The 12544-nt window shown below is 68.9% G+C and carries 14 protein-coding genes; 8 read left to right on the forward strand and 6 right to left on the reverse strand.

What is annotated here, in order from left to right; genetic code table 11:
• Nucleotides 1–63: 63 nt before the first annotated feature.
• Both ACQY4K_RS14865 and ACQY4K_RS14870 read right to left on the reverse strand, forming a co-directional pair.
• Nucleotides 64–447: a type II toxin-antitoxin system VapC family toxin gene (locus ACQY4K_RS14865; protein WP_428390971.1), complete on the reverse strand. Its 384-nt coding sequence runs from the start codon at nt 445–447 to the stop codon at nt 64–66.
• Entirely contained in the window at nt 444–680 is a 237-nt protein-coding gene (locus tag ACQY4K_RS14870) for a type II toxin-antitoxin system Phd/YefM family antitoxin (protein WP_428396146.1), read from the reverse strand. Before ACQY4K_RS14870 ends, ACQY4K_RS14865 begins: the two co-directional genes overlap by 4 nt.
• A gap of 202 nt (nt 681–882) precedes the next feature.
• Here ACQY4K_RS14870 and ACQY4K_RS14875 point away from each other — a divergent pair, with 202 nt between their 5' ends.
• The 3 genes from ACQY4K_RS14875 to ACQY4K_RS14885 are packed head-to-tail and all read left to right on the forward strand — an operon-like array spanning nt 883 to nt 4534.
• Entirely contained in the window at nt 883–2541 is a 1659-nt protein-coding gene (locus tag ACQY4K_RS14875) for a Mu transposase C-terminal domain-containing protein (RefSeq protein WP_428390972.1), read from the forward strand.
• The gene (locus ACQY4K_RS14880) at nt 2541–3476 is read left to right on the forward strand and encodes a TniB family NTP-binding protein (protein WP_428390973.1); all 936 of its coding nucleotides are present in this window, start codon (nt 2541–2543) and stop codon (nt 3474–3476) included. Before ACQY4K_RS14875 ends, ACQY4K_RS14880 begins: the two co-directional genes overlap by 1 nt.
• Entirely contained in the window at nt 3473–4534 is a 1062-nt protein-coding gene (locus ACQY4K_RS14885) for a TniQ family protein (protein ID WP_428390974.1), read from the forward strand. Before ACQY4K_RS14880 ends, ACQY4K_RS14885 begins: the two co-directional genes overlap by 4 nt.
• A 22-nt stretch (nt 4535–4556) precedes the next feature.
• Here the strand turns inward: ACQY4K_RS14885 and ACQY4K_RS14890 are convergent, their stop codons facing one another.
• Together ACQY4K_RS14890 and ACQY4K_RS14895 are read right to left on the reverse strand one after the other, a co-directional pair.
• Entirely contained in the window at nt 4557–4904 is a 348-nt protein-coding gene (locus tag ACQY4K_RS14890) for a hypothetical protein (RefSeq protein WP_428390975.1), read from the reverse strand.
• A gap of 9 nt (nt 4905–4913) precedes the next feature.
• On the reverse strand, nt 4914–5504 hold the full coding sequence (locus tag ACQY4K_RS14895; protein WP_428396148.1) for a recombinase family protein: 591 nt from the start codon (nt 5502–5504) through the stop codon (nt 4914–4916).
• Nucleotides 5505–5986: 482 nt separating this feature from the next.
• On the opposite strand from ACQY4K_RS14895, the gene ACQY4K_RS14900 reads away from it, so the two are divergent.
• Genes ACQY4K_RS14900 through ACQY4K_RS14910 form a run of 3 tightly spaced genes read left to right on the forward strand, consistent with a single transcriptional unit; the run spans nt 5987 to nt 8672 of the window.
• Nucleotides 5987–6844: a hypothetical protein gene (locus ACQY4K_RS14900; RefSeq protein ID WP_428390976.1), complete on the forward strand. Its 858-nt coding sequence runs from the start codon at nt 5987–5989 to the stop codon at nt 6842–6844.
• Nucleotides 6841–7707 carry a hypothetical protein gene (locus ACQY4K_RS14905; protein ID WP_428390977.1) on the forward strand — a complete coding sequence of 289 codons (867 nt, stop codon included), beginning with the start codon at nt 6841–6843 and terminating at the stop codon, nt 7705–7707. Before ACQY4K_RS14900 ends, ACQY4K_RS14905 begins: the two co-directional genes overlap by 4 nt.
• Entirely contained in the window at nt 7704–8672 is a 969-nt protein-coding gene (locus tag ACQY4K_RS14910) for a segregation and condensation protein A (RefSeq protein WP_428390978.1), read from the forward strand. The genes ACQY4K_RS14905 and ACQY4K_RS14910 overlap by 4 nt, the downstream gene beginning before the upstream one ends.
• Before the next feature lie 316 nt (nt 8673–8988).
• On the opposite strand, the gene ACQY4K_RS14915 is transcribed toward ACQY4K_RS14910, so the two are convergent.
• A complete protein-coding gene (locus tag ACQY4K_RS14915; RefSeq protein WP_428390979.1) occupies nt 8989–9282 on the reverse strand; it encodes a hypothetical protein in 294 nt (97 codons plus the stop codon).
• Between the two features lie 461 nt (nt 9283–9743).
• Between ACQY4K_RS14915 and ACQY4K_RS14920 the strand changes: the two genes are divergently transcribed.
• Together ACQY4K_RS14920 and ACQY4K_RS14925 are read left to right on the forward strand one after the other, a co-directional pair.
• Nucleotides 9744–10466 carry a hypothetical protein gene (locus ACQY4K_RS14920; RefSeq protein WP_428390980.1) on the forward strand — a complete coding sequence of 241 codons (723 nt, stop codon included), beginning with the start codon at nt 9744–9746 and terminating at the stop codon, nt 10464–10466.
• Complete coding sequence (locus tag ACQY4K_RS14925; RefSeq protein ID WP_428390981.1) at nt 10463–11047, forward strand: RES family NAD+ phosphorylase; 585 nt, start codon at nt 10463–10465, stop codon at nt 11045–11047. The genes ACQY4K_RS14920 and ACQY4K_RS14925 overlap by 4 nt, the downstream gene beginning before the upstream one ends.
• A gap of 607 nt (nt 11048–11654) precedes the next feature.
• Here the strand turns inward: ACQY4K_RS14925 and istB are convergent.
• Nucleotides 11655–12446: an IS21-like element helper ATPase IstB gene (gene istB, locus ACQY4K_RS14930; protein ID WP_428390982.1), complete on the reverse strand. Its 792-nt coding sequence runs from the start codon at nt 12444–12446 to the stop codon at nt 11655–11657.
• Between the last annotated feature and the right edge of the window lie 98 nt (nt 12447–12544).

Here is a 12544-nt window from a genome sequence, read left to right on the forward strand (position 1 = left end):
CCGCCGCCGCCAGGGCGTCGGGATCGTCCATGGCTGCTTGTCTATTTCCGGTCATAATAGCTGTCACCAGATCCTGGTGACGACGCCGTCGAACACCGCATCGGCGGAGACGAGTGGCATGGCGTCGTGCCTGGAGGTCGCGGCAAGCAGCCGGTCGAACGGGTCGCGATGGCTCCAGTCCATCATTCCGGCCATCAGGCAGATGGCCGCCCCGAAGTTCGCCACCACGCCACCCTGCGCGTCCAGCAGGCCCGGCAACCGGTCGAGGAACGGCGCCATCTCGGGCCATTTCCCCAGTCGGACCTTCTGGGCGATCTCGAAGAAGCTGATCGGGCTGACCAGCACGGTGTCCGCCGCGTCGATGGCGGCCAGGGCCGGCGCGGAGAGACGCGTGTCCCCGGCCAGGCTCCAGGCCCAGGCATGGGTATCGAGCAGGATCGCCGTCACGAACGCCCGCCCTCCCACAGCTCGAGCTCGGCAGGGTTGATCGGCGCCAGGAAGTCCGGACCGCTGCCGAGCTGGCCGGCGAGCAGTCCGACCGCAAAGCGGCGCTGCGGCACCGGCACCAGCCGGACCACCGGCTTGCTGCCTTTGGCGATGATGATCTCCTCGCCCTTGAGGGCCGCCTCGATCAGCCGCGACAGGTGGGTCTTCGCGGCGTGGATGGTGACCTGCTGCATGGTTGCCCCCCTTAAGACGATCAGCATGGTCGATCCCACGGATTAGTCAAGTTGACTAATGCTTGGATGTCGCGCATCCTCGATCACGATCCAATGTTTTGTTCCATACCAGCATGTTACGTGAGCGGGGGTTATTGAGAAAGTCTCCTGGATTCCGATAAATGTCTCCAGGTTCGTGATCCAACTTTGGTGGGAAATTCGGATGGCGAAGGCGCGCGTGTGCGAGCGGTCTGCGTTCTCGGCCCCCGACGCTGATTGGGCCGAGGCCGTCCGCCGTGAGGCGGCCATTCGGCCGCTGGCTGACCTGCCGCGACTTGGCCGGCATAGGGTCGAAGCTGCTTCGCGGACGCTGGGTATCAGCGTCCCGAGGGTCTATGCGCTGCTGCGATCCTTCCGCGATCGCCCCGTGACCGCTTCGCTGCTGCCGCGTCGTCCTGGGCCGCCGAAAGGGGCTCGATTGCTGGCGGCGCCGCTGGAGACGCAGATCGAGGCGGCCATCGAAGCGGTCTACCTGCGACCGGAGCGGCCGACCGTGAAAAGGGTCTGGGGCGAGGTGAGAAGGACCTGCCACGCTGCCGGGATGCAGCCGCCGTCGCTGAAGGCGCTCAGGGCGCGTGTGTCGGCGCGCAGCCTGCGCGACCGTGTGCGGGCGCGCGAGGGTGCCGCTGCCGCCAGTGACCGCTTTCGCCAGGTCAGAGTCGGGCTACGTACGGAGCGGCCGTTGCAGGTGGTTCAGATCGACCACACGAAGGTCGACATCATGCTGGTCGACGACGTGACGCGGGCCTGCATCGGCCGGCCCTGGCTGACGCTCGTTTTGGATGTGCATACACGCATGGTGCTCGGCCTGTATTTGTCGCTCGACGCCCCGAGTGCCACGTCCGCTGCCCTGGCGGTCGCGCAGGCGGTGCTGCCGAAGACGGAGTGGCTTGCGGATCGCGGCATCGAACTTGCCTGGGCGGCACATGGCCTGCCGGCGATCATCCACGTCGATAACGGCCGTGAATTCCACTCGCGTGCGTTCGAGCGCGGGTGCCAGCAGCATGGCATCCGGATCGAGTATCGCCCGCCGGCGACGCCGCGGTTCGGGGGGCATATCGAGCGGCTGATGGGAACGCTGATGGGCCGCGTTCACGCCCTGCCGGGCTCCACCTCGTCCAACGTCGGGGCGCGGGGCGCCTACGATTCCGAGGCCCGGGCGGTGCTCTCGTTTTGGGAGTTTGAGCGCATCCTGGCCCTGGAGGTCCTGGGCGCTTACCACAACGAGATCCATTCCGCGCTTGGCCGGACGCCTGCCTCGGCCTGGGTGGAAGGCGCGTCCGGTGCGACGCCGCGGGTTCCCGCCGACGCGGCCGCATTGCTGCACGACTTCCTGCCGTTCGAGGAGCGGATCGTCCGCCGCGACGGCGTTCGCCTGTTCGGCGTCATCTATCAGGATGGCGCGCTGGCGCATCTGGTTGACCACGGTCCCGGCAAGATGCGGGTCAAATATGACCCGCGGGATCTCAGCGCCGTATTTGTCGAGCTGCCGGCTGGCGACCACGTCCGGGTGCCTTACGCCGACCTGGGGCGGCCGCCCATTACGCTGTGGGAGCACCGGGAGGCGACGCGCATGATCCGCGCGGAGGGCCGGCGGACCGTAGACGAGCATGCCATCTTCGCGGCCGTCGCGGAGCAGCGCCGTGTGCTGTTGGAGGCGCAATCCCGCAGCAAGGCCGCGCGTCGAGCGGTTGCGCGCCTCGACCTCGCTGATCGCACACCGCCGCCGAAGCGGGATGGTCCCGGCACACAGACCCAGGATACCGAGGCCAAGGTGCCAATGCCCCGGGAAGGCGAAACCAGCGGCGTGGAGTTCTGGTGATGGCGGCGGCCGGGTTCGAGCATCTGCCGCAGGATGTCCGGCCGGTCGCAGCGCTCGACGCAGAGGCGCGGATCGCGCACATCCGCGCCGAACGATGGGTGCAGCACGCCGCGGCGGATCGCGTCCTCGGCTATCTCCACGAGGCGCTCGAGCAGCCGCCGCGAGAGCGGATGGAGAACGTCCTGCTGATCGGCGAGAGCGGGATGGGCAAAACCATGCTGATCCGCAAGTTCGAGCGGCAGACCGCGGTCGCGTTCGATGCTGTCGCCGGCGTTCAGCGCCGGCCCGTCGTCGTGATGCTGATGCCGCACCACCCCACCGAGACGCGGTTCTTCGACCAGCTGCTGGGGGCGCTGCACGCGCCGTCCGCCGGGCATTTCACCCGCGGCTATCCAATGCAGGAGCCAGCGATACGGCTGCTGCGCGAGCTTGGCACGCGCGTGGTCGTCATCGATGAGCTCAATTCCCTATTGGCTGGCACGCCGCGTCAGCAGCGCGTGTTCCTGCAGCTGCTGCGCTTTCTGTCCAACGAACTGCGGCTGGCGTTCGTCGGCGTCGGCGTGCCGGAGGCACGGCACGCACTGCTGTCAGACGGCCAGCTGCGCAGCCGCTTTACCGACATCGAGCTGCCTGCCTGGTCGCTGGGCGACGATCTGCGGGATTTCGTCACGCGGCTGACCTGGAGTTTGCCGTTGCGCGAGCCCTCGCCGGTCGACTCGCTCAAGCTTCGGCGGCTTCTGGTGGAGCGGACTGGTGGCTATACCCTGGGGATTTGCAAGGCGTTCGAGCGTGCGGCGATTGCCGCGATCCGCGATGGACGGGAAAAGATCGATCTGGGCAGCTTCGGGGATGCAGAGATCTGGCGCGGCGTTGCCACGCCCCGCCGCCAGACAAAGACCCGACCGCGTGCCGACGTGGCAGAGCCACGTGCGTGAGGCCTGCGCCTCTGCCGCTGGCGCCTCGGCCATACGTTGGGGAGGCCGTATCATCCTGGGTCAGGCGGATCGCCGCGCGGTATGACATCCAGGCAGACAGCCTCGTCAGTCACATGCTTGGCCGCCGGTCCATTGGTTTAAATCGCACCGAGCGGCTCGATCACCGCATGGACGCGGAGTTGGAGGGCGCGTTGGCGACGGCCGCCAGGATCGCCGCAGGGAGGATCAAAGCCCTGCGCATCGTCCGCGACGATGGCAGCGCCTCCTGCTGGCATCGGACTTGGCCGGCGTGGTGTCGGGACTGCATCCGCGCCGACATCGCGCAGCATGGAGAGATTTACGAGCGCGCGATCTGGCGGCTCGGCTGCTGCGTGCTGTGCCCCGACCACAAGATCCCGCTCGACGACACCTGCCGTCGCTGCATGGCGGAGGCACGATGTCACTTCGAGGGCTCCAAGGGACTTCTGAGGTTGGCCTGTGATGCCTGCGGCCGGGTGATCGATCCGGCACTCTGCCCGAAGAGCGGCCTGGATGACGGTGCCGTGGGCGCTTTCGGGGTTTGCATTACACCTTCGCTCACCCGGCTGCTTGGAGAACTGCAGAGCGACCTGCAGGCAGCGCTGGCGGGATCCCCGCCGAAATGGTCGTGGGGGTTTGTGCAGTCCGCCAACGATTTGACGGCGAGCGTCCGCCATCTGACGCTCTGCATGATCCTGGGAACCAGAGTAAAATGCGAGCCGCGGATCGATTTGCCTGAACCGGGGCCCGGACAGGTGTTTACGCCGGTCCACGAACCGCTCACGCCGGCGGCTCTGACGCACTATGCCGCCTACGGCGTGCTCGCGATTGCCGCCGTTATGCTCAGGAGCATCGAGGCGGGATGCCGGCCGGATCACCGATGGGCACCCGACGCCATCAGATCCCTGGACGTGTCATCGGCCGTGATATGGCTTCCCGCTGGCCAGCGCAGAGTGCTCAGATCCTGGGCCGCAGCCTGGGAATGCCCGAAAGGCGACGCTCTTCGCGCAGCCATTGCCGAGATGGAAAGTGTCGCGTGATCATTCCCGCAAGGGGCTTGGATCAGGTCCAGACACCTGCCGTAACATGGGCGAATTTGGCCCCGGCCAAGCCGAGACGCTCTGCCTGGACCAGCAGGTGCTTGACCGAGGAGGGGTGCCAGCGCGTTCCACCGCGCGGCGTGCGCTCCCGCATGGCTTCGAGCTGGGACGCGATCTGCTGGAGCGTGCGCTCGGGCGCCGCCGCCTTGATGCCGGCGACCAGTCGGATCAACCGGTCATCGCCCGGTTGCGGCCGCGCGCGGTCGAGCAGGCTCGCCTCAACGATGCCTTCCGCGACCAGCCGCCGCACCGTTCGACGCAGCCGCTCGACCGTCCAGGTCGCCTCCTGGCCGCGATTGATCACCCGCACGACGTCGCCTCACGGCTGGGCGGGACGCATGCGCCGCACGGTGGGCAGCCAGGAGTCCAGCTGCCCCAGGACGCGCGCGAGGTTCGCCGCGTCGCGACTGGCCGCGACCTTGCGGATGGTCTCAGGGTCGCCGGCGCGAAGGCCGGGATTGCCGCCAACGCGGCCGCGGCTGCGGGCGGCGTGCAGGCCTGCCTTGGTGCGCTCGGCGATCAGCGCCCGCTCGAGCTGGGCGACGGCCCCCAGCACCTGCAGCGAGAACATCCCTTGCGGCGTGGTGGTGTCGATCGGATCGTGCAGGCTGCGGAAATGCGCACCACTCGCCTCGAGCTGCTCGATCACCGCCAGCAGGTGGCTGACCGAGCGCGCTAGGCGATCGAGCCGGACCACCACCAGAGTCTCGCCAGCGCGGATCTCGCGCAGCAGGCGCGCCAGCACGGGCCGGCCACGATCGGCGCCGGAGGCGTGCTCCTCGAGGATTGCGGCGCAACCGGCTGCCCGCAGCTCGTCGCGCTGTGGATCGGTGCCCTGCTCCTCGGTGGAGACCCGCGCATAGCCGACCAGGCGGCCGGTGGCGGCGGGTTTCCGGCTCTTTGCCTGCATCACGGCGATTGCCCCTCTTTGGGAGCCCGATTTTACAGTTCAACAAGACCCCTGCAAACGACCGTTTGCAGAGGTGGCCGAGACGTTGAAGCGGTTCGGAGCGCGTTTAGCCACCTCGCGGGCAGGCAGGGGAAGCAGCGCCTGGCTATGTCAGGTTGCCGGATCGAATTGCGATCCAGGGCGGCTATTATCGCGATCCAGTGTCGAGTTTGGCGCCATCCAGGGCTCCTATCCGGCCTGCATACGGCCTGTGCCACCGCTTTCTCGCGATCTCGGACGCGTGACATTGGAGGTGGTTTCCCGTGACGTCCGTAAAGAATGTTTAGCGGACGGAATTGGGGTCGGTCCGGAAGGCGGCGGAAACACGCTTACCAGCCTGAGCAGAGGCTTGCCTTGTTTGTGGCCGTCGGGCAAAGCTGGTGCCGCGCTAACATGTTGCGGCCGGCGCGTGCAGCGGCGGCCAGTTGGGGGGAGGGGAGGGGATGGAGCCGACGGCGGGCCAGGTCGATGCAGTCGATGCGGTGGCCTCCCCCGCGACCGGTCCGGGGCGGGGCCAGACGCCGGCCCTGCGTCGCCTGCGCTACGCCGCCGAGACCCGCCGCCTCTACGCCGCGGACTGGGCGGGGTTCGCGACCTGGTGCCGGCTGGAACGGCACGCCGCCCTGCCGGCGGCGCCGGCGTCGGTTGCGACCTACCTCGCCAGCCTCTCGGCCAGTCTGGGCCCCGGCGCCCTGTCGCGCTGCGCCGCCGCGATCGCCGCGCGGCACCGGCACGCCGGTCACGCCTCTCCTGCAACCGATGCCGCCGTGCGCGATGTGCTGCAGGCGGCGCGCATGGCGCGGCGCGCGGCGGCCGCGGCGACGCGTGGGCCCGGGGACGTGCCGGCGCCGCGGCGCCCGACCCGCCGGCCGCCGCCGCCGACCCCGCTCGAGCTGGCCCGGATGGCCGCGCGCTGCCCGGGCGACCTGGCCGGCCTGCGTGACCGCGCTTTGCTGCTGCTCAGCGCCGCCGGCGTCGGCGGCGAGCGCCTGCTGGCGCTCGACCGCGAGCATGTCAACGTCGTCGGGCGGGATCTGGCGCTGGCGCTGCCCGGCATCGGTGGCGGGGAAGCGGAGGTGGTGATTGTCGCGCGCAGCGCGCTCCCGCTGGCCTGCCCGGTGCGCGCGCTAGACGACTGGCTGCGTGGCTCGGACACCGCGTTCGGGCCGGTGTTCCGCAAGGTGGACCGCTGGGGCACGGTGGCGCACGACCGCCTGCGCGCCGATGCCCTGCGCCGGATCTTCAACCGACGCACCGTGCCGGTCCGCACAACGCGCCGGACCGGGAAAGCCGCGGCGTGACCGGGTCCACCCGGTCCCCGCGCAGCACCGCCCGGACGGCGCACGCGGCAGCCGACAAGCTGGGCGACTGGTTGCGCGATCAGCGTGGCGCCGTCCCGGACCAGGCGGGCAGGGTGCCCGAGGCGGTAGAACATCCTGTTGATGCGGGGAAGGCAGGAGCGCGCAGCGACGCGACGGCAGCACAAGCCGCCGCCATCATCGCGCACCCGGCGCCCGGGTCCGCGCCGCCGGTTGACCAAACCGGGGATGCGCAGGCGGCGGTCGGCCCCGTCGCGGATCCGCCGCTTCGCCTGCCGCACACCGATTGGCTGCACCACCGCCTGGAGGTGAGCGGACCGGACCCTGAGCTGGCGGACTTCGCGGCCGCCGCACGCGGGGCCGGCACCATCCCATGGCAGCTCGATCTCGCGCGGATGGAGGAGGATCTGTTCCACCTGCTGGTGGCGCCCCCGGCGCCGCAGCGCTGCCGCTTGAGCCTCGCCGGCGCCCGGGTGCTGGCGCGGCAGCTTTGCGAGGCCAGCGCCGCCCGGCAGGCCGCGGCGGTGGCGCGCGTGGGACGCAGCCGGGCCTGCGCCTTCGATCTGCACGCGCTGGTTCCGGTGCCTTCGGAAATCCTGCGGCTGGGCCCCGACCATCCGGACGCCCTCGCCTGGCTGTGGGCGCACTGGTGCACCACGGCCGCCCTGCGCCACGTTGTCCTGGAGCCCGCCCCGGTGCTGCGCAGCCCGCTGCCGGCGGGCCGCGCGACCCTGGTGATCAGCTTCTGGTCGGCCGACTGGACGCCGTGGCGGGCGCTGGCGGCGTCGGCCGCGCGCTGGCCGGCGCTGCGCTTCGACGCGCGCCCGATCTACGACCTGTCGTGACCGCGCTGGGGCCGGACATCGCAGCTATCGTGCCGGCGGCGACGTCGGACCCGGAAAGCTGGGACGCGCCACTGCGCCGTCTGCCGAATGCCACCTCGCCGGTGCTCGTCGTGGACGGCTTCGAGGGGCCGCTCGACTGGCTGCTGCAGCTGGCGCGCACCCGGAAACTCGATCTGGCGCGGCTGTCGATCCTGGCGCTGGTGAAGGCGTTCGTGGAGGCGATGGCGGTTGGGCTGACGCGCGCGCCGGGCGCGCCGGCGCCGGATCTCGGGCGCTGGGGCGACTGGCTGGTGATGGCAACCCAGCTCGCCGAGTTGCGCTCGCGGCTGGTGCTCCCCGCCGATGCGCCCGAGGCCCGGTCCGCCCTGGCGCGGGTGGAGGCGCTGCGTCTTCAGGGGATCCACCGCCTGCAGATGCAGGCCGCGGCAGACTGGCTCGAGCGGCAGCCGCAGCTCGGCCGCGACGTGTTCGCGCGCGGGAGCACGGCGGCGCGAAGCGCGGCTAGGGGCGGAGGGCGCATCGGCACGCGCGAGGAAGACGACACGGAGGATAGCCGAACGGACGCCAGTGCGATCGCCACGGGCACGACCGATGTGGCGCCGACGGATGGCGAGGACCTCACCGACCTGCTGCGTGCGTGCCTGGTGGCCCTGCGGCTGCCGTCGCAGCGCGAACGCTACCAGCCGCGGCAGCTGCCGTTCTGGAGTTTCCGCGACGCGGCCGCACGGATCACCCGGCTGCTACCGGCGCTGCCCGCGGGCGCGTCCCTGGGCGAGTTCCTGCCCGAGGTCGCCGAGCGTGGCGCCGAGCCGGTTGTGCATTGCCGCGCGTCGGTCGCGGCGGTGCTGGTGGCAAGCCTCGAACTGGCGCGCGACGGCGCCGTCACCCTGGACCAGGACGTGTCCTGGGACCCCATCCAGGTCGCGTCGGCAGGATGCGCGGTGACCAGAGAGCGCTCTGCATAGACCGTCTGCCGAAGTCGGTTGTAGCACCCGCCGAGTCCGCCCCGCGCCCGCGCGTGCGCCGCGGCACCGTCAATCTCGAAGACCGCCTAATCGCCATGGCCGGCGCGATCGCCTCGTCCAGCTAATGGATTCGCTTTAGCCTGGTCCGCCGCCGGCTTTCAGTGCATCGTTGAGGATATCCTGAATGCTACGGCCGGTCTCGGCAGAGCGTCGATGAAGCCACCGGTGCATCGGCACCGTGGCCCGGTACGTCAGGGCGACCGTCGGCTCCGGCCGGACGAAGTCGAACCGCTCCTGCACGGCACGTGGCCGTGCGTCACCCTGCACCGGGGGCGCCGCGAACAGGCTGGGCTAGGGTCCGTCGTCCTGGAGCGACAGGCAGGCTCCGTTGCCGCTCCAGCATCGTCATGCGTCGGTCTAGGGCCGCCTGGATCAGGCTCTGGCCGGTGATGGAGAACCGTCGCACCAGCTGCTTCAGGCGGTCATAGCGCGGCAGGTCCAGGCGGACGGTCACCGGAATGGTGCCGACCCGACGCGACGGCGTGGCCGATGGCACAAGCGGGGCGTCCTGGCGGCGGGAGGACAGCTCCGACAGCGGCGTGACCTGCATGCATCGTTCTCCCGACTCGCCGGCGTGCTTCAAGGCTTGGAGTTTGTACACCGCCGCGCACGATCCGCCAGCAGCGCCTGGTTCGCGATCGAGTTGATGCAGGGCGCGTAAGACGTCAGCACTCCGGTAGGCACGTAGGACCGGGGGCGAGACCTGACAAACCCAGGTCATCCCGGTCGGCAAGGTTCAGCGCGCGGGTGCAAAAGTCGACAGCGTTGTCGCCTACGGGGCTACAGCCCCCCGGCCCCTTCCACGCCGCGTTCGCGGCGATGACCCGGGTCAGGGATGGAAGCCGGATGGCCGAGACGCCGCCCTCCGGCGGCTCGGGGTGCGGCCCGAGCGTCCGGCCTGGAGGGAAGACGCCCGAAACTCCACGTCTCAAGGAGTCTGGACACTCCGCACATACTGGACAAACGAGACAATCGGGGATATCTCGACCTTGTAAATGACGAGGTCATTCGATGACTGCTGCACAAGCTCGCCGGCAGACCATTCAGTCCGCGGGCAAGATCGCCAGCCCAGCCGCTGCGGATTTGATCGGTATGTTCGCCGAGCGCAATCCGAACTCCACCCGCGGCGAGCTCACCGAGGTTGGAAAACTGGTCGCGGTGTTCAGCGCCACAGCCGCACGGTTGTCCCCTGCTGCCCGCAAGCGCCTGATCGCTCGCAAGGCGCGGTTCAACGAGCTGGTCGCCCAGATCGCCGCTGAACCTGAAACGGCGCAGAAGCCGCTGAAGCTGGTCGCGAAAGCCGCGGCTGAGGTCAGCCAAGGCGTGGGTCTGGGCCAGATGCTGTCGCCGGAGGAGGGCAGGGCACGCATCGGTAGATATGCCACGCCAACCAAGGTAGAGGACTGGGCGGGTCCCCTGGCGGGGCCGACTGAGCTGGAGCGAGACTTTGGCGTGGCGCGCTCGACCCTGCACGCTTGGCAGAAGCAAGGGGCGGTGATCGGGCTTCTCGTTGGCGTGCGCAAACATGCTTTCCCGACAGAGCAGTTTGTCGACGGGCGTCCTGTGGCTGGCCTTGCCGCGATCGTCGAAGCCATCGGCAACCTACGCGTGGCATGGCTGTGGCTACGCGAGCCCAATCCGGGATTTGCCGGCGTCACCCCGCTGGCGCGTCTCAAGGCAGGCGCAACCGACAAGGTCGTTGAGATGGCCCACTCGAATTTCGCCGACGCGTGATCCTCGATGCCAACGTCCTCGCCGATTTGGCCGTTGCGATCACGCCCAAAACCTATGTGCGCGTTACCCGCATGGCGCACGCGGCCACGCCGCTCGGCGCAGGCTTCGGGGTCACGCGCTTCGCCAGCCCGACGAGCGCCTTCAAGGTCATCTACCTCGGGCAGGATCTGACGACAGGGGTCGCCGAAACCCTCGTCCGCGACCGGTTTCAGGGCAGGGCGCGGCGCAAAATTATTGACATCGAAGCCGCGCTTTGGGGCGCGACAGAAGTGAGCGCCAGCGCCGCGCTGACGCTGATCGACCTCAGAACCACAGGCTTGGTGCGCCTCGGCGTTTCGACCGAAGCAGCCCGCGGCAAGGCGCAGGGTCAAGGGCGCGTGCTGAGCCGGGCGATCCATGAGCAAACTGACGCCCATGGCCTGGTCTACTTTTCCCGCCTGACGGGTCGCACTTGCATCTGCGTCTATGACCGTGCCCAGCCGGGTGGGTTGCTCGCGACGTCAGTCGTCGAGCTGACGCTGCTGGCCGGGTTCGTCGATGCGTTGCACGAACTGAACGTAAACCTGCTTGCTACGCCATAGGATCATTGCACTCGACTACCGCGTGCGGCCCGCGTTGCGCGAGCACGGGATGACCCTGCCGGGAGGACGTTCTCTCAGCCGATCTGCCGTCCGCATTGGAGAGCAGGTAAAGTCGTGGGGGCGTGTTCAGTTGGGTATCCTGACGATTTGCGTTTAGGAGGACGAACACGATGGCGAGGTTGGTCCGGTGACTGAAGCTGATCGCCGAGTTGGGGTCGGGCCCGGTGTCTGAGGTCGAGGTGGCTCGGATCGAGCGTGACGATATGGCAACAGCCGAGACGATCGGGCTCACCCCGGAAGAGGGCAAGCGGCTGACGGCGGCCGCTCAGGCGGAGATCGTCCGCGGCCAGGTCGCATTGCTCTGCAGAAGATCGCGAACGTGCGAGCACTGCGGGACGACGCTCTCCAGCAAGGGACATTGCCTGGCCACATCCGCTCCGTCCTGGGAGATGTTCCGGTCAGGATCCGGCGCATGTGCACCTGCCCCTGCCGCGCCGATACTTTCGCGATCCTGGCCGTCGGCGGCACCACTTCAGGGCTGGCGTATAACACTAACAAGTGGCATCCGGAACTAGACACTGGCGACAGCTAGAATTGGACGGTGACGTCACGCAGTTCCGACAACTGGATCTGCCTCGTTGCTCCGCTTAAGCAATCCGGAGCGTCGTTTCTCGCGCAGGCGATAGCTGTCGCCGCGGATGGTGACGACATGACTGTGGTGCAGGAGCCTGTCCAGGATCGCGGTGGCGACCACCTGGTCGTTCAGGATCATGCCCCACTCGCCGATGCTGCGGTTGCTGGTGACCAGCATGCTGCCACGCTCGTAGCGGCGGCTGACCAAAGCAAAGAACAGGTGCGCGGCCTGCGGCTCGAGAGGCAGATAGCCAAGCTCATCGATGATGAGCAGCTTCGGCTTGGCGGAGCGGATCAGCTTGTCCTCGAGCCTCCCTTCTGCCTGCCCCTTCACCAGGGCGGTGATCAACGCCATGGCCGGGGTGAACAGCACCGAGTAGCCGTTGCGGATCGCTTCCCGGCCGATGGCGACCGACAAGTGGGTCTTGCCGACGCCCGGCGGCCCCTGGATCAGCAGCGTGTCGCCGTTCGCCACCCAGCGGCACGCCGAAAGATCACGGATCTGCTTCGGGTCGAGCGACCGTTGCGCCGCAAAGTCAAAGCTCTCCAGGGTCCGCACAAACGGAAACTTGGCGATACCGAGCCCCATCTGGATGCGCCGCTCCTCCCGGTGCGCCACTTCCGCCTCGCACAGCAAGGCCAGCGTCTCCGGCAGTGTCATCTCCCGCCGAGCCGCGTCGTCGAGCAGGCTGTCCAGCCGGTCGCGCATCGCCGTCAGCTTCAGCCGACCCAGCATCTCCGGCAACGCCGCCGTCACGCCGCTCACCAGCTGCCTCCCGCCGCCTGTTCGTATTCGGCCAGAGGCGTCCGTTCTACTGCGCCGTACTCGACGGTTTGTGTCGCCTCTCAGTGGCTGGCCGGGAG

It is taken from the genome of Lichenicoccus sp. (genome assembly GCF_965276875.1).
GTDB lineage: Bacteria > Pseudomonadota > Alphaproteobacteria > Acetobacterales > Acetobacteraceae > Lichenicoccus.

Bases quoted from the DNA above. Each gene is read 5' to 3' on its own strand.
- ACQY4K_RS14870 (WP_428396146.1), bottom strand. From the start codon at position 680: ATGCAGCAGGTCACCATCCACGCCGCGAAGACCCACCTGTCGCGGCTG.
- ACQY4K_RS14875 (WP_428390972.1), top strand. From the start codon at position 883: ATGGCGAAGGCGCGCGTGTGCGAGCGGTCTGCGTTCTCGGCCCCCGAC.
- ACQY4K_RS14880 (WP_428390973.1), top strand. From the start codon at position 2,541: ATGGCGGCGGCCGGGTTCGAGCATCTGCCGCAGGATGTCCGGCCGGTC.
- ACQY4K_RS14895 (WP_428396148.1), bottom strand. From the start codon at position 5,504: ATGCAGGCAAAGAGCCGGAAACCCGCCGCCACCGGCCGCCTGGTCGGC.
- ACQY4K_RS14900 (WP_428390976.1), top strand. From the start codon at position 5,987: ATGGAGCCGACGGCGGGCCAGGTCGATGCAGTCGATGCGGTGGCCTCC.
- ACQY4K_RS14915 (WP_428390979.1), bottom strand. From the start codon at position 9,282: ATGCAGGTCACGCCGCTGTCGGAGCTGTCCTCCCGCCGCCAGGACGCC.
- ACQY4K_RS14920 (WP_428390980.1), top strand. From the start codon at position 9,744: ATGACTGCTGCACAAGCTCGCCGGCAGACCATTCAGTCCGCGGGCAAG.